Genomic DNA, 16,531 nt, shown 5'->3' with positions numbered 1-16,531 from the left:
TCATTATAAGGAATTGTGAAACTTCTTAGACTTATTAAATAATAAAGGAGTTTTTAATGGAAAATACTCAACCAGATAAAAAGTGGAAACTTGTATTTGTTGTCTGTTTTATTGGCTTGGTTGTTGATGGTATGGATTTACAATTTTTATCATTAACTCTGCCGTCTTTAAGAGAGGAATTCGATATCTCAGCAACTCAAGCAGGTATTATTAGCACATGGTCCTTAATAGGGATGGCTATTGGAGGGATTGGTGGAGGCTGGCTATCTGACCGTTTTGGACGAGTCCGAATGGCAACGTATATGTTAGTTCTCTTTTGTTTAGGAACTGCCTCACTTGGTTTAGTACAATCTTATGAACAATTTATTGTTGTTCGTTTTTTATCTGCAATCGGGATTGGTGCTGAATATTCAATAGTCACAATGCTAATGGCAGAATATGTACCAACAAAAAAGAGAACAACTATTTTAGGAAGTTTACAAGCAGCTTATTCTGTAGGTTTTTTAATAGCAGCTTTATTAGCTGGATATATCATTCCAGAATTTGGTTGGAGACCGTTATATTTTGTATCTCTTTTCCCTGTAGTGTTAGCAATTGTTATGAGAAGAAATATTCCAGAGCCACAATCGTGGGTTAAATCACGAGAATTAGCAAAAAAATACCCTAAGCAAAAGAAAAAGAATGAATGGTCTATTATAATAAAGGATAAAAAAATCAGAAATATATTTATATTTTGGTTATTAACATCAACATTCTTACAGTTTGGATATTACGGAGTTGGAACATGGCTTCCATCGTACATTGTGGAAGATTTAGGTTTTAACTTTAAAACAATGACAAGCTATTTAATAGGAAGCTATACTGCGATGATATTAGGAAAAATTTTAGCAGGTTGGTTAGCAGACCGTTTTGGACGAAAAAATATTTATATAGGTGCTGCCATAGCAACAGCCTTATTTTTACCGATTATCTATATGTATAACACTCCTGGAAATATCATTATATTAATTACGTTGTTAGGTTTCTTCTATGGGGCACAATATGGAATTAATTCAACATATATGAGTGAAAGCTTTCCAACTGCAATCAGAGGTACAGCAGTAGGAGGGGCTTATAACGCGGGTAGATTCGGCGCAGCAATTTCTCCTGTTGTTATTGGAATGCTTGCTGAATTTCAATCAATTGGTTTCGGCTTAGCAATTCTTGGTATTGCATATGCTATTTCTGGTATCATTCCAGCATTGTTTATTAGGGAAAAAATGTATGACCCTTATAAAAATATTGCAACTGAAGTAGAAGAAGGTGTAAACACTGCTATTATTTCTACTAATGGAGTTATAAAGAAATAAGTTTACTAAAATAGAATTTAAAAAGATAAAGATTAGGAGAAGGGATGGATTTATATGGGAAATTTAAAAAATAAAGTTGCCATTGTTACTGGAGCAGGTCGAGGGATTGGTAGAGAAATCGCTTTGTTACTAGCAAAAGAAGGCGCAAAAGTGGTTGTCAATGATTTAGGTGGCGCGGCAGATGGAAATGGAAATGATACAAAAATAGCGGATGAGGTTGTGAATGAAATAAGGGAACTTGGCGGGGAAGCGATTGCGAACTATCAATCAGTATCTGATTTTGAAAGTGCTTCAAGCATTGTCGAAGCAGCTCTCAATCAATTCAATCGGTTAGACATTGTTGTGAATAACGCGGGTATTTTAAGAGATCGAATGATTTTTAAAATGAGTGAAGAAGAGTGGGATGCCGTTATATCTGTCCATTTGAAAGGGACATTTAATATGACGAGAGCAGCTGCACCAATTTTTAAAGAACAAAAAAGTGGCCGTTTTATTAATTTCACTTCTACTTCGGGGTTAATCGGTAACGTTGGACAAGCGAATTATGCCGCTGCTAAATTAGGTATTGCTGGTTTGACGAAAGCGACTGCACTTGATATGGCACGTTATCATGTTACAGCAAATGCTATTTCACCATTTGCATGGAGTCGGTTAATTGGCTCTATTCCAACAGAAAGTGATAGTGAAAAGGCTCGTGTTGACAATTTAAAAAAGATGTCACCTGCCCATATCGCACCATTAGTAGCTTTTTTAGCATCTGAAGAAGCAGCGGACGTGTCTGGACAAATTTTTGGGGTTAGAGGAAAAGAAATTATTGTATTTTCTCAACCGCGCCCAGTTCGTTCTGTGTATGATGCGGAAGGCTGGTCTGTTGACAAACTTAGCGCGATCAAATCTTCCTTACAATCAAGCTTTACACCACTAGAAGTGAGTGCAGATGTATTTCCATATCCACCATTAGTATAAAAAATAATTTTAGAAGGAGTGTTTTAATATGGATTTCACATTACCAAATGAATTAATAGAAATGAAAAAATCAATTCGAGATTTTATCGATAATACGGTTGATCCATTTGCCGATCAAATTGAAAAAGAAGACCAAATTCCAGAGCATATTATGAAAATGAGTAAAGAGATTGGATTGTTTGGCCTTAGTATTCCTGAAGAGTATGGTGGTATTGGTACAGATATGCTTGGAAAATGCGCCATTTATGAAGAAATTGGTCGTACATCTAACGGTTATACAACTGTAATCGGCGCACATACAGGAATCGGTTCTGTAGGTATTGTTGAAATGGGAAATGAGGATCAAAGGAGGAAATACTTACCAGTAATGGCGTCGGGTGAATATATTGGTGCATTTGCCTTAACAGAGCCAAGTGCAGGGTCTAATGCTGTTGCGCTTAAAACGAAAGCGGTCAAACAAGGGGATAAATATATTCTTAATGGGTCGAAGCATTATATTACAAATGCGCCAATCGCGGATGTTTTTACCGTGATGGCTGTAACTGATCCGAGTAAAGGTGCGAAAGGAATTACTTCATTTATTGTCGAAAAGGGAATGAAAGGATTTATTATCGGAAAAACGGAAGAAAAAATGGGGCTACGTGGCTCTCATTCAGCGGAACTCTTTTTTGATAACTGTGAAGTTCCAGTCGAAAATGTACTAGGTGTTGAGGGGTTAGGTTACGTGAATGCACTAAAAATTCTTGCAAATGGGCGGGTAGGTTTGGCTGCACGAAACCTCGGCTCATGTCAAAAGTTGCTTGAATTATCGATTAAATATGCCCATGAGCGTGAGCAGTTTGGAAAGCCTATTTTCGAACAGCAAATTATTCAGCATTATTTAGCTGAGATGGCGTTAGATGTTGAAACACTTCGATCTGTAACATACCGAGTAGCGTGGATGGTTGACCAAGACATGAATGTTATTAAAGAGGCTGCAATGGTGAAGCTTTTAGGCTCAGAAATTTATAACCGAATAGCAGATAAGGCGGTTCAAATTCACGGGGGTATTGGTTACATTAAAGATTTTCCGATTGAAAGATATTATCGAGACGCTCGTATTACAAAAATTTATGAGGGTACTTCCGAAATTCAAAAAAATATTATAGCAGCACAATTGCACAAGGATTACATGAAAAATAATTCAGTCGTTACGAGTTAAGTTTTTCGAATCTATTTTAAATATCATTTTGGGGGAATGCTGATTTGTATAGTATTCCTTTTTTATTTTTGAAGAATGTTATTTAAAACGCAAAAAAATCACGTCAAATGTATTGAAACAAACGTGAAATCATGATAACTTTATATAGTTAGACAATAAAAATTATATAAATGTATAATATCCCTACAATTATTATATAATATGATTTTTCATTAGTCAACCCCACATAAAGATTTTTTAAGGAGTGATTGCGATGAATTTACAATTTCAGCAGGAGCAAAAACGAGTGGACAATGTAATGGAGGTCATTACAGAGCAAATAAACCACTTAGAAAAGGAAACTTCTCAGCGCCGCAATGAAGTCATTCAGATTCGCAAACATTTCTGGGATGAAGTGAAAGTGAACACAGATACGTTTGACGATTTTTTAGAAACGATCATTAGCTTAAGACAAGAAACGCAAGCATTGTCTGTCAGTCAAAGTACGCATAAACACGCATCCAAAAGATTGGGTACGTTACATCGTATGCAGAAGGTTCCTTATTTTGGACGCATTGATTTCATGGAACAAGGGCAATCAACACAGGAACAAGTGTATATTGGTATTTCATCACTAATGGACAAAAGTGGTGAGGATTTCCTGATTTATGACTGGCGCGCACCGATTTCTAGTGTGTATTATGATTTTGAGCCGGGTGCTGCTCACTACGCAACGCCAGGTGGAATCGTCCATGGCCAATTGGAGAAAAAGTGGCAATATCTTGTGCGAGATGGCGTTTTGCAATCTATGTTCGATACGAGCCTTACGATTGGGGACGAAATTTTACAGCAAGTTTTGGGTAAAGGTACGGATAAACATATGAACAGTATCGTTGCAACGATTCAGCAGGAGCAAAACCGTATTATCCGTCATGATCATGGGAAATTGCTCGTTGTACATGGTGCAGCGGGGAGCGGCAAAACGTCGGCAGCTTTACAAAGAATTGCTTATTTACTATACAAATATCGTGCAACTTTAACTGCGGATCAAATTATTTTATTTTCACCAAATGCGATGTTTAACAGCTATGTATCCAATGTGCTACCGGAACTTGGCGAAGAAAATATGCAGCAAGTGACGTTTCAAGAATATTTGGATCACCGATTAAGTAAAGAACTTCAAATTGAAAATCCATATGATCAGTTGGAGTTTGTGTTAACTGGTACGAATACACCTGGGCATCAGTCGAGAGTTGCAGGTATACAGTTTAAGGCGTCTACTGTGTTTTTTGAGGTCATTAAAGCATATAGAGAGTCGCTTGAAGTTTCGGGCATGTTATTCGAAAATATTGATTTTAGAGGGCAACCGATTATTACTGCTAAACAAATCGCGCATCAATTTTATAGCAGTGACACGACGATCCACTTCCAAAATAGACTAGATAATTTGAAGGAATGGCTATTGAACATAATAAAAGAAGTAGGGAAAATTGAGCGGAAGAAGGACTGGGTGCAAGAGGAAATCGATTTGCTTAGTAATGAAGAGTACCATAAAGCATCTACGTATTTAGCAAAAAAGCGCGGCTTAGAACGCGAAAATTTGGCCGATTATGAGATGGAACCAGAAGAGCTTGAAAAATACATTGTGACACAAAAATTGCAGCCGTTGCGAAAAAAAATACGGTCATTTGAGTTCGTTGATATTCTTGGCATTTATAAGCAATTATTTGCCAATCCGTTGCAAATTAACGAATGGATAGAAGGGGAGACACCTACAGAGTGGGAGTCGATTTGCGCAGTGACACGAAAGACTTTAGATGAAAGTAAATTATTTTACGAAGATGCGACGCCGTTTTTATTTATGAAAGAGCTAATTCAAGGTTTTCAAACGAACCGCGCGATTAAGCACATATTGATTGATGAAGCGCAGGACTATTCACCATTTCAATTTGAGTTTATTAAGCGCTTATTCCCAGCGGCAAGAATGACGGTATTGGGTGATTTTAACCAAGCAATATTCGCACACGCCAGTGAAATGGTAGATTTCCATGTTCTTAGTAGCTTATATGGTAAAGATGAAACAGAAGTAATTAACATGACGCGCAGCTATCGATCGACTAAACCAATCATTGATTTCACGCGAAAACTTGTACCAAACGGTGAAAAAATTATTCCATTCGAACGTGAAGGCGCATTACCTGTACTGACACAAGTAAGCGATCATACAGAGCTACACCGCAGTATTTTATCTAAAGTGACGGCTTTACAGGGGGATGGTTATAATAGTATTGCAATTATATGTAAATCTGCGGAGGAAAGTAAACTTGCTTATGAAGCGTTGTCCAGCATTGAAGGCATCAAACTTTTAAAGAACGGCTCTCCAGAATATGAACAAGGCGTTGTCGTCATCCCTTCTTACTTGGCGAAAGGGATTGAATTCGAAGCCGTAATCATTTATGATGCATCGGAAAAAGTATATGGTGATGAGAGCTTGCGCAGGATTTTTTACACCGCCTGCACGAGAGCGATGCATGAATTACAGCTATATAGTGTGGGAATACCGAGCCCGTTTTTGAGAAATGCTTTGCAGGGGAATTATATTCATGTTTAATTAAATCAAAAAACCAATCCAAATTTTCGCTTGGATTGGTTTTTTAGGGTGAATTTTAAAAGGAAGATCGATTAATCATCTAAATCGTCGTCATCGTTATTATCATCCCAGTCGTAATCATCATCAATATCTTTCTCGAAATCAATGATTGCACCTGTTTTCGCATCAATTTCAAATTCGTATTCTGTTTTGCCATTTCGGATTTCGATATCGTAATATAGTTTGTCATCATCGTTATCAAGTTCGACTTTTACGACTGTACCTGGTGCTTTTGCTTGAGCAATTTGAATCGCTTTTTGTTCTGAAATAAGTCCTTGTGGCGTTGCTTGTGTATTATTTTGTTTATAGTTTTGAGTTTTACCATTAAAAGTTTCACGTTCCGTAATTTTGCTGTCGCCTGTTATCGCATCGACTGTGATTTCTACTTTTTCATTGCCTTTTACGATGTCGATTTCATAATGTGGTGTATCGTCATCATGGTCAAAATCAAAATCAATAATATTCCCTTGGACTTGTTTTAATGCAATTTCTTTTGCTTTTTGTTTAGAAATAAGACCTTGTGTATTATAATGTTTATCGTTTTGGTTTCTATCATTAAAATTTTCGCGCTCGGTAATTTTACTGTCGCCTGTTATTGCATCGATTGTGATTTCTACTTTTTCATTGCCCTTTACGATATCAATTTCATAATGTGGTGTATTGTCATCATTGTCAAAATCAAAATCGATAATTTTCCCTTGAACTTGTTTTAATGCAATTTCTTTCGCTTGAGCGGCAGAGATAGATGGATTAACATCCGCCTTTGCAAATAAATCTGTTTGTGCTAATACTGCACCGCCACCGATTGCTACTAGCAACGCTGGAATAACTAATAATTTTTTATTCATTTTCATTCGCTCCCTTTATCGTTCTAACGTTAGTATAAAATACGAACATGAAAGCTTACTGAGAGAAACATTAGAATTTGATGAGAACGATTTAAAGAGCTAAAATTTAACGACCAACAAAATAAAAACACGGCATTTCCATCCCGTTTGTAGGAATGGAAAGTTACCGCTTTAAGCAAATTAGTCTTCAAATTGAATCGATAAAATTTTCCCTGTTATGGCATGGACTTGTACGTATGCTTCGTCCATATCATCATCTTCAAGGTCGATTTCGATAAAATAATGCCCTCCATCTGATGTTGCCTTATAATCGATAGAATCCACCTCTCCTTTAACTTCCTTTAAAGCAATGGCTTTTGCCTGTGCAGCGGAAAGTAGTGGTTTAGTTTGCTGTGATGGTGTTTCTTTTGGATTTTCTGTAGGAATTGGCTTTGAATCTGGAGTTGCACCTGCCGCATCATTCGGTTTTGTCGTAATAGCAGGATTCGCTTGATTATTAGGCTTTGAAACATCGTCTAATTTTTCCCCTTCAACAGGTTCCGCATTCTTATTTGGCGTAGTGCTATAATCATCTTTTACCGCTACAATTGGCTTATCGGTAATGAAGATCGCCTGCATATTCGATAGTTCCCCGTTGTGCGGGTCAATTTTCACCTCATAAGTCGAACCGCTTCTTTCAAAAGAGGCAAGATAATAATTTTCCTTTTCAATGAACGATTGGACAGAGCCATTGAATACCGTTTCTACTTGATCAATCATCTGTTCTTTCGTTAATAATGCAGATGTTTGAAGCTGTTTTACGGAAAATATAATGAAAATACCAATGGAAAAAAATGCGATAATTATCGCGATTTGTTTAACTTTCATTCGATCCACCTCCGTTTAAAGGTAATTGAATGTGAATTGTCGTACCTTGACCGAGCACACTTTCGACTTCAATCGTTGCTTTTAACTGTTTCGATATTTCCTGGGCAATAGAAAGTCCGATACCGACACCGCCTGTTTGTCGATTTCGGTCTTTCGACACACGATAAAAACGATCAAATAGGTGGGGAATATCTTCTTTTGGTATACCTTTGCCTCTATCTTGAATTTGTATTTCAATCATTTCATTTACCCGTCCAATGATCGTAATTTTCTCATCACTATATTTTCGGGCATTATCTAAAAAGATAAATAGTAGTTGCTTCAATTTTGCCTCGTCCGTACCGATAATGGCATCCGGTACGTCGACAATAATCGTGCGGTGGAAAGCTTGTTGGAAACTTTGTGCGATAGTATTGATAAACGGTTGAAATGCAAAGAATGATAGCTTTACTTTTGCAACTTCACTCGTTTTTGCTAAGGCTAGCATTTGCTCAATCATTTGCTTCATCATCGCAGTTTCATTGATGATGGCAACGAGTGCTTCATTCGTAACGTCTGGATTGTCAGTGCCGCGACGCTTTAATAATTTTGCATAGCTTTCAATGACTGTCAAGGGCGTTTTTAATTCATGGGAGGCATTTCCGATAAATTGTTGCTGCTGTTCGTGATGGGTTTCTAGTTGTGCCATTAAATCATTGTACGTGATTGTCATCATCGCAATCTCATCTTGTGATTTCTTTTTTACAGCAATTTGCTCATAGCTTGATTGCTGAATATTGCGCTCCATCGCGGCTGTTAATTGTTGAACAGGTTTGACAATGAGACGAATTAATAATTGACTCGCAAAATAAATTGGAATAAGCGCAATGAGCGTGATTAACAGCAAAATAACTTGTAATCGATTTAAATTTTCCGTAATCGTTGGTACAGGTTGAATCAAATTTGCCACGACAATTTGCTGGTTCGGCCAAATAAGTGGGAAATTCATTGCAATATGCGGAATGCCATCGATTACTTTTCGTGCAAAATATTCATCCTTGCTCGGTGAAATATGAACTTTTTTCCCCTTCGATTGAATGTTTAATATATATTCCCCTTTTTCGGTTTTGACAATGATTGCGCCATTTGTCGGAAGATACGCCCTAAAAATGGTATTAATGTTTTCCGTCGATTGTAACGAACTGACGGTTGTCGAAAGTTCATACGCACGTTCCCGGAGTTGCTTTTCTTCGGTTGAATAAGCGAGTTCCTCAAATAGGAAGTAAATTCCTGTAAAGCTGCCAATTAGAATGACAATCGTTAGCAATGTTGATAAAATATTGACCTTTGTATTAAGTTTCATTCGCAGCCGACTCCTTTAATACATAGCCGACGCCACGAACGGTATGTAATAGGGAAGGGAGATTTAAATTTACCTCAACTTTTTGACGTAAATAACGAACATAAACATCTACAACATTTGTATCACCGTAATAGTCAAAGCCCCAAACGGCATTTAATAGCTGCTCGCGTGATTGAACGAGTTTTGGGTGTTTGATGAAATGTGTCAACAAGTCAAATTCACGGGGAGTTAAGTCGATTTGATTGTTATGACGCGATACTTCACGTGTTTCCTCATTTAATGTTAAGCCGGCAAATTCGTATGTGTGTGTCAGTATTTCTGGAGCATTTGTTTTAGATGAAAACCGCAGCGCCACACGGATTCGGGCAAGTAGCTCATCAAATTCAAACGGCTTCGTCATATAATCATTTGCCCCATAATCAAGACCTGTAACTTTATCTTGTATTTCGCCTTTCGCTGTCAGTAAAATGACCGGGATCGTTTCATTGTGCTTACGAATACGCTTCAATACCTCAAGCCCGTTTAATTCAGGCAACATAATATCTAATAAAATTAATTCGAAATTACCTTCATGAAAAGCCAATAACCCAGCTGTTCCAGTATGCGCAATCGTTGTTTCATAGCCTTCAAAGCCAAGCTCTAATTGCAGCACACGTGCAATTTGCTGTTCATCTTCAATAATTAAAATTTGCGTCATATAAAAGCCACCTATCTAATTTTATCCATGAGAAAAGGTTATTCAAGGATGTTTCACTTATCGTAATGGAAAGTATGGTTACATTGCAATGGAGAAGTAATAAGTTGTAGGAAATTATTGAATTAATATGTCGCGTCGTGATATAGTCGAGATACGACATAGAGGAGGGGCTTATGGATAAAGTGTTTAAAAAATATCATCCAATGACAGAAACCGCCTTTTATATTTTGTTTTCACTAACAGAGCCACGACACGGGTACGGTATTATCAAAAATATTGAAGCACTCACAAATGGTCGGCTAAAGCTCGGATCAGGCACAATTTATGGCACGCTCATGAAGATGCAAAATGATGCGCTCATCGTCCTTTTTTCAGATGAAGAGCGCAAAACGATTTATGAAATCACACCATTAGGACAACAAGTTTTACAGCGGGAAATGCAGCGAATTAAAGAGTTACATGACCATATTATTCAGTTCGAGGAGGGCAAGGAATGAAAAAATGGCGACCGTTTTGGAGTTACCAAATTGAAGAGACGGAACAATGGCTAAGTGAAATGGCGGGCAAAGGGCAGTTTGTTAAAAAATTAAATTTTTTGAGTCATTTTGAGTTTGTGGAAGGTGCACCGAAAAAACAAACGTATGCGATTGATTTACATTCGAATGAAGCGGGATTAATGCGAGCAGGGTGGGAACGTTCAACGAGTTTAGGCAATTGGACGATTTATGAGGCGCAACAAGCACAGATTTTTCCATCTAGGGAGAACGTTTTTAAACGGTTACGCACTCATTTTTACACATTTTTAATTGTTTCCACACTTCTTGCACCGATGATTATTATGCCGCTAATATTCCTCCTTGTTTTAACGTCAACTAATTTTTTATTCGACATTACATTAGCCATTTTCATGACATTTGGTGCTTTATTTGTAGGTGACATGTTTCTTTTAATGAAATTCCGCAAGAAGGAAAAACAATATCTCGGAATTCAAAAAATGACTGAAAGTGAGAAAGCGATAAGAAAAATGTCTTTCGGCTGGATGTACAATCCGTATAAGACGAAAAAATGGCTATATGAAATATTTGAGCGAGGCTATGAACTAGAACGAGCGGGCAATATCTTTTTTTACTTTATTCCGAGGAAAAGTGAAAAAATAAGCTATGAAATTGGCTATGAAAAATCAATCAATCAAAGTTATTTCCAGCTGCATAAAGAGATGGGCTGGCAGTTGAAATTTACGACGAGTTCCACATTTTGGAATACAACGATATGGGCTATGCCGTACCAGGAAGATGAAGAAAAGCCGATGCTAACGTATGTAAAAGAGGAAAAATTGCAAGTGTTAAGACGCTTGTTCGTATTTACAACGGCCATGTCCTTGGTATTCCTATTTATTATGGGAATGAATATTTACTTCAATGTGAAGGTAAATGGATTCGAATTAGTTGAGCAATTTACAGGAAGCACATTTAGCTTAATCCTAAATGGTGTCGCGTTCATTTTATGGTTAACGATTTGGATTAAAGCTTTTTTTAGCTATTTTAATGAAAGAAAGTTATTGGATTTAGAAGAAAGTTTGTAAGGAAGTCAACTATTTCTAAAATATTGAAATGGGATTCATCCATGGGGTGAGTTCTTTTTTTGAAATGTAAAAGGTTAATGCTCACGAATTATTATGAAGTGATGGCTTATTGAATTATAGTTAAATTGTAATAGTTGTATTGGAGTCTGGGGGACGCAGAGTATTTACTACGGCTTCACGTTAAGTTACTCTACATTAAAGAGAATATAGAAAACTATATATCTCATATAAAATAACTCTGATCAAGTGTAGTTATAAATAGTTAGTTGATAGTTTTGTTTAAAAGGTGATTTTGGTAATGGATCTTATTTTTTACATTAATCTTTAAATAATAGAAGTTATACGACTTCTATTTTAATATGGACAAAATATATCTATTAACAAATTTATATGGAGTTATATATCAAAAGATTATTGAGACATTGGGCTAGAGTAATATTATGATTTTTAAAAAAGCGAGGTTGGATTGTAATGTTTAACAAAGTATCAATGGGCGTAATAATTGCCGCAATTATTGCATTTATGATTGCAATGTATGCTGCATTAATTCAAGTTTTCGGTATCGATAATGCAAATAAAGCCACAATTATTGGTGGGTTATTAAGCATGATTGGTGGTGGCTTGGGAGCACTAGGTGCTTATTTAGTAGCAAGAAATCAAATTGAGAAAGAGAGAAAAATAGGTAGAGTAAATATGCTATCCAAAGAGTTACCAATTTACATAAATTTAATTCTTGAATTCGAAAAGATAATTGCTCAATTACGAGTGATAGAAGAGAAGAAGGATTCTTTAGGATATAGAATGGCCTTTGAAAGAAATGGTGGTTTTCGAAGTTTAATAATTATATTCGACGCTTTGGAATGGAATCGTTGGAATGAAATAAACGGTTTATCAGATTCTATTTTGCTTAAAGAATTATTAAAATTCCAAGAAAGTTTTAAGCGGATGAGCGATGTGTTTGAATATGATGTAGCTTTGGAAGGTTCGCCACTATTCAGCTTATATAATGAAAATAGGAATAAATATAAACTTTTAATAGCAGAAGTTGAAAATATGGTTAAGGAAAAGGAAGATTATTATAAAGAACTTCCATACATTTTAGAAAAAGCTAATAAAATATATAGCGTCTTGCAATCAAAATCTACACAAATAGAAAATATTTTAGAAGGAAAAATTGATGTAGACGAATTTGTACTGTTTACGCCTACGAAACTCTATGGGATTGACGGAAAAGTTAAATAAAATAGCATGAAATGAAGTAATATAATATTGTGGTGTTTTTTACTATTAAGGGGGGAGAGGTTCTATGAAAGAAGTGAAGTTTTATAGTGTGAATGATATCGCTGTAGGGTGGAATTTGAAGAAGGTTGGAGAAATTTATATTCAGTTTCAAATTGAATCTTCATATACATTAAATCAAATCATAGAATTATATAATTGTACAAAGTATATTGAAAATAGGTTGTATCTAGATAATTGGGATAAAGCACAGATAAACGAAGTAAATAAAACGGTAAAAGGGTTTATTGCTCGTTACTTCAGTGAATTAAAAGATGTTCAAATATTAGAGGAACTAAAGGACTTACAATTTAATTTTAAAGAGGATTTTTTAGATTTGTTTTTTAAATACAAACTTGAAATAAGAGTATCAGAGGAATATCTTAGAAATTGGATTGACGAGAAAATATTCAGTATATATACCATCTGTCACAATAAAAGATTTGTAGAATTTTACAATGATATTACTAGGGACTTATTATTAGAAAACCCATCAAACGCTGAACTTATTATTGATAAATTTCTGAATGAATCTAGCAAGGAAAAGCATATATATTTACCGAGTTATAGTGATGCAGAGTTAAACAATATTATTGATGAGTACATTGATTCATTAGAGGTAAATTTAAATTATGTAGATTTGATAGTGACTGCGCGTAGTACTAAAGGATTTATTATTACTGGAGAATTAAAGCTAAAGGCTAAAAGAAAAGCAGAAAAACTTAGGGAACAATATTTTAAAACACAAGGAGGGGGGATACAATTCGAGCATATGGTGGCTTTTAAACGAGATTTAGAGGCACCTATGACCGCTGATATTAATGGTAAAGAAGGACAATTTAGAATTTACTTTGATAAAAATTGGTTAGAGGAAGAGCTCGATTATTTCACAATTCTTTATAATTTTATATGGTTATTTAGCTACTTGGATTCGAATGGCAGAATTTCGATGGTTAATTTGCAATCAGAAGCTAGTGCATTAGAAAATGCAATTGGAATAACAGGGAGATATGATTACAAAACAAATCATACGTTTGGTTCAAAAGAAATGTTTAGTCAAATGAAATTTAATTTGTATTACGAGTTATTGATGTCGAAGGAAGTTGAACTTGAAAGAGTACTGGAATGGTATTTTAACGTGTATGTTAAAGAGGAATATTCGGTAGATAATTATATTGTTGAATTGCCATCTAAATACGCAACGTACAAAGAAAAGTGTTTAGCTATTTTTGCGGAAATAGAATATGTTTTAGTTCAATTTGATGCTTATGTGAAATATAAAAATATTGATCAAGAATTAATTGAAATGAATTCACACAGTATATTATTTAGCCAGGTTCCTAGTTTAGTAGATAGTAAGTACATTTATGCGAAACGAGAATTGAATTATATAATGTTCCAACTGTTTTCTGATCAAGCCAGCTTAAATTATATTGATGAGCATTTAAAAGGAAATTGCTTTTTTGAATTAATTAATTTTAATAAGCTTAAGGTTGAACAGTTTCATAATTACCAAAGAGGGAAATTGCAGCAGCTAATAGAATTAAATTATATAATTCAAGATCCTATGGGGTTTATAAAATGGAATAATCCAAATAAAATTGCTCTTCTGCACAATTTATATAAAAATGAAGTAATTATTTATCAAAGGCTAAGTAAACAAATTCAAATTGAAATTGATCAATTAATTAGAGAGGGGTTAGTAGAAACTGAATGTAAGCTGTTTTCTAAATTAGAACAGAACTATTTTGACTATTATTTAAATAATCATCAGTTTCAAAATGGATTACAACTTCGAAATAAATATATGCATCGTAGGCAGGTATTGTTAGACGATGAACAACATAAGCAAAACTATTTGATTGGATTAAGGTTATTAATATGTATAGTTTTAAAAATTAATGAAGAATTTTGTATAGCTGAGGATAATAATACAAAGGAAAGTATGAATTGAATTAAATAGGCTCAAGTAGATAAAATGACCCAATAATTATATTGCATTATTTTCATTGAAGTTGTAAAAGGGGAGGATTTGATGGGAATATTAAGTTTAAATAGCATTCGTATAGACCCGTATTTTCTAAATAATGACAAGACAGAACGTACTGGTCTGATTTTAGAAATTTAATCAGCTATTATGTTAAAAGTTTTATTTATGTGATTTAATTAATTTTTTTATTATTATAAAGTGATGCGTCCGATAAGTAAAAGTACATTTTCTATCAGCAAAAACTCCAAAGGGAAAAGGGGTATTTACTACTAGGTCAGTTCAAATGGTGATAAATGATTAAACTGCTATACAGCACAAGATTGACATTTACCAAATCTCAATCGCTTTTTGTTGGTAGATACTAGGAAATCACCTTTAGCAAAACTAACTCACCACAAAAAGAATTTACAAGTATGATTGTCATGCCCATAACCTAGAAATTAATCTCAGGAAAAGCATAATAAGATTTAGAAGAGATAAATTTGAGTTTTTAGATGTTCTAAATATATTAAAGGTCTATAATGATATTGGTATATTTTAATAAAAAATATTTGAATACCAGTAATGTGGATAGTTACATAATGATTTTCTAAAATAAATTTATCGCACAAGCGGAAAATGCATCTAGAATTGATAATATTAAATGGGAGTAGCAAGTATCGTGCTACTCAAGGTATCTCAAAGCTTAATAGTTGCAAATGATATAGTTATTAAATGCTAGTGATGATAGTCTTCCTATCAAAGTTACAAATGCTAAAATGTTCAGCAGATTTTTTACCTTTATCTCAAAGGTAAAAGTATTATAGAAATCATCAAAGTCAGAGAAAAGTAAAAAAATAATTAAAAAGTAGAATAACTAGAATTTTGAGAGGTAGATATGGGGAAAAATAATAAAAATAACTTTAATGGAAAAACAAATTTTAATGGTCCAACACAAATTGTTGCAGGAAATGTAATCAATAATGTAGATAATACTTATAAGGAAAAGGTAAATTATAACCCAGTGCCAGTATGGCGAAGCCCTATCACCATGGCTATGTTATCATGGCTTAGCGTAGCTATTGGGATACTTGGAGTGTTTCCTATTGGGAAAATATTGAAAGGTGGTGTGGATTTCTTCAAATCTCAGGATCTAACATCTCCCCTTAAGATACAATCATATATAATAATGTTTATGTTTTTGATTTTCTTATTTGTAATTTTTGTTTCTCTAAGGAGAATTGTTAAGAATCAAACAAGACACCCATTACTTTTTAATTTTGCTATTAGCGGTTATGACAGAAGATTGACATTAGAAAAAATACACATTGATAAGTGTCCTAAATGTGGTGGAAAGATGAAATATTATAATAAACCTGCGGAGTGGGTAACTAGACATTTCAATGATGGTAGAACTAAGCGTGAAGTAACAAAGAGAGTACCTGTAATAGAGTGCAAGCGAAATGAGACGCATAGTTATAGAGTTGACCCTGCGGAGGATAAAATATAATAATCTTAATACAGTGATAAGCCTGCACTAAAAAGTAATGAGATAGCTTAATGCAGAACTAAGAATCAATCACTTAGTTAGAGTTAGTTTAATTTGTTAATAAATGAAATAGCTGTTTCGAAAAATCCAATTAATATTGGAAATTTCGGGGCGGCTTTTTTTATAATAATGAAATTATTTATATAGGTGTTATGAATTTTAACCACAACTATAATTCAAAAATTTATTGACACTATATCACTATGTGATATAGTGGTTGTAGATATATCATAAAGTGATATAAGGAGGGGAAC

General features: G+C 34.6%; 13 protein-coding genes. 9 read left to right on the top strand and 4 right to left on the bottom strand.

The features are described 5' to 3' along the window. Positions 1-56: 56 nt before the first annotated feature. The 4 genes from MHI10_RS13305 to helD all read left to right on the top strand — a co-directional run bounded on the left by MHI10_RS13305 (position 57) and on the right by helD (position 6,106). Positions 57-1,349: an MFS transporter gene (locus MHI10_RS13305; protein ID WP_340786079.1), complete on the top strand. Its 1,293-nt coding sequence runs from the start codon at positions 57-59 to the stop codon at positions 1,347-1,349. Between the two features lie 54 nt (positions 1,350-1,403). Further along, entirely contained in the window at positions 1,404-2,315 is a 912-nt protein-coding gene (locus tag MHI10_RS13300; protein WP_340786076.1) for an SDR family NAD(P)-dependent oxidoreductase, read from the top strand. 28 nt (positions 2,316-2,343) lie between these two features. Then, a complete protein-coding gene (locus MHI10_RS13295) occupies positions 2,344-3,516 on the top strand; it encodes an acyl-CoA dehydrogenase family protein (RefSeq protein ID WP_340786073.1) in 1,173 nt (390 codons plus the stop codon). Between the two features lie 253 nt (positions 3,517-3,769). Beyond that, entirely contained in the window at positions 3,770-6,106 is a 2,337-nt protein-coding gene (helD, locus tag MHI10_RS13290; RefSeq protein WP_340786070.1) for an RNA polymerase recycling motor HelD, read from the top strand. 71 nt (positions 6,107-6,177) lie between these two features. Here the strand turns inward: helD and MHI10_RS13285 are convergent, their stop codons facing one another. The 4 genes from MHI10_RS13285 to MHI10_RS13270 all read right to left on the bottom strand — a co-directional run bounded on the left by MHI10_RS13285 (position 6,178) and on the right by MHI10_RS13270 (position 9,899). Then, positions 6,178-6,993 carry a PepSY domain-containing protein gene (locus MHI10_RS13285; RefSeq protein ID WP_340786068.1) on the bottom strand — a complete coding sequence of 272 codons (816 nt, stop codon included), beginning with the start codon at positions 6,991-6,993 and terminating at the stop codon, positions 6,178-6,180. A 180-nt stretch (positions 6,994-7,173) separates the two neighbouring features. Next, entirely contained in the window at positions 7,174-7,860 is a 687-nt protein-coding gene (locus MHI10_RS13280; protein ID WP_340786067.1) for a PepSY domain-containing protein, read from the bottom strand. Next, positions 7,850-9,202, bottom strand: a complete 1,353-nt coding sequence (locus tag MHI10_RS13275; RefSeq protein ID WP_340786064.1) for a sensor histidine kinase — start codon at positions 9,200-9,202, stop codon at positions 7,850-7,852. Before MHI10_RS13275 ends, MHI10_RS13280 begins: the two co-directional genes overlap by 11 nt. Next, positions 9,192-9,899, bottom strand: a complete 708-nt coding sequence (locus tag MHI10_RS13270; protein ID WP_340786061.1) for a response regulator transcription factor — start codon at positions 9,897-9,899, stop codon at positions 9,192-9,194. Before MHI10_RS13270 ends, MHI10_RS13275 begins: the two co-directional genes overlap by 11 nt. A 173-nt stretch (positions 9,900-10,072) precedes the next feature. Between MHI10_RS13270 and MHI10_RS13265 the strand changes: the two genes are divergently transcribed. From MHI10_RS13265 to MHI10_RS13245, 5 genes are all read left to right on the top strand, one after another. Continuing rightward, a complete protein-coding gene (locus MHI10_RS13265; RefSeq protein WP_340786058.1) occupies positions 10,073-10,396 on the top strand; it encodes a PadR family transcriptional regulator in 324 nt (107 codons plus the stop codon). Continuing rightward, positions 10,393-11,481, top strand: coding sequence for a DUF2812 domain-containing protein (locus MHI10_RS13260; RefSeq protein WP_340786056.1), 1,089 nt, complete (start codon positions 10,393-10,395; stop codon positions 11,479-11,481). Before MHI10_RS13265 ends, MHI10_RS13260 begins: the two co-directional genes overlap by 4 nt. Before the next feature lie 471 nt (positions 11,482-11,952). Beyond that, positions 11,953-12,723: a hypothetical protein gene (locus MHI10_RS13255; protein ID WP_340786053.1), complete on the top strand. Its 771-nt coding sequence runs from the start codon at positions 11,953-11,955 to the stop codon at positions 12,721-12,723. 64 nt (positions 12,724-12,787) lie between these two features. Then, positions 12,788-14,713 (top strand): hypothetical protein, encoded by a 1,926-nt coding sequence (locus MHI10_RS13250; RefSeq protein ID WP_340786051.1) that lies wholly within the window; start codon positions 12,788-12,790, stop codon positions 14,711-14,713. A 913-nt stretch (positions 14,714-15,626) separates the two neighbouring features. Next, positions 15,627-16,238 carry a hypothetical protein gene (locus tag MHI10_RS13245; protein ID WP_340786050.1) on the top strand — a complete coding sequence of 204 codons (612 nt, stop codon included), beginning with the start codon at positions 15,627-15,629 and terminating at the stop codon, positions 16,236-16,238. Positions 16,239-16,531: the final 293 nt, after the last annotated feature.

The organism is Solibacillus sp. FSL K6-1523, assembly GCF_038005225.1.
In the GTDB taxonomy this organism is placed as follows: domain Bacteria; phylum Bacillota; class Bacilli; order Bacillales_A; family Planococcaceae; genus Solibacillus.
This window is presented reverse-complemented; position numbering and strand designations above follow the sequence as displayed.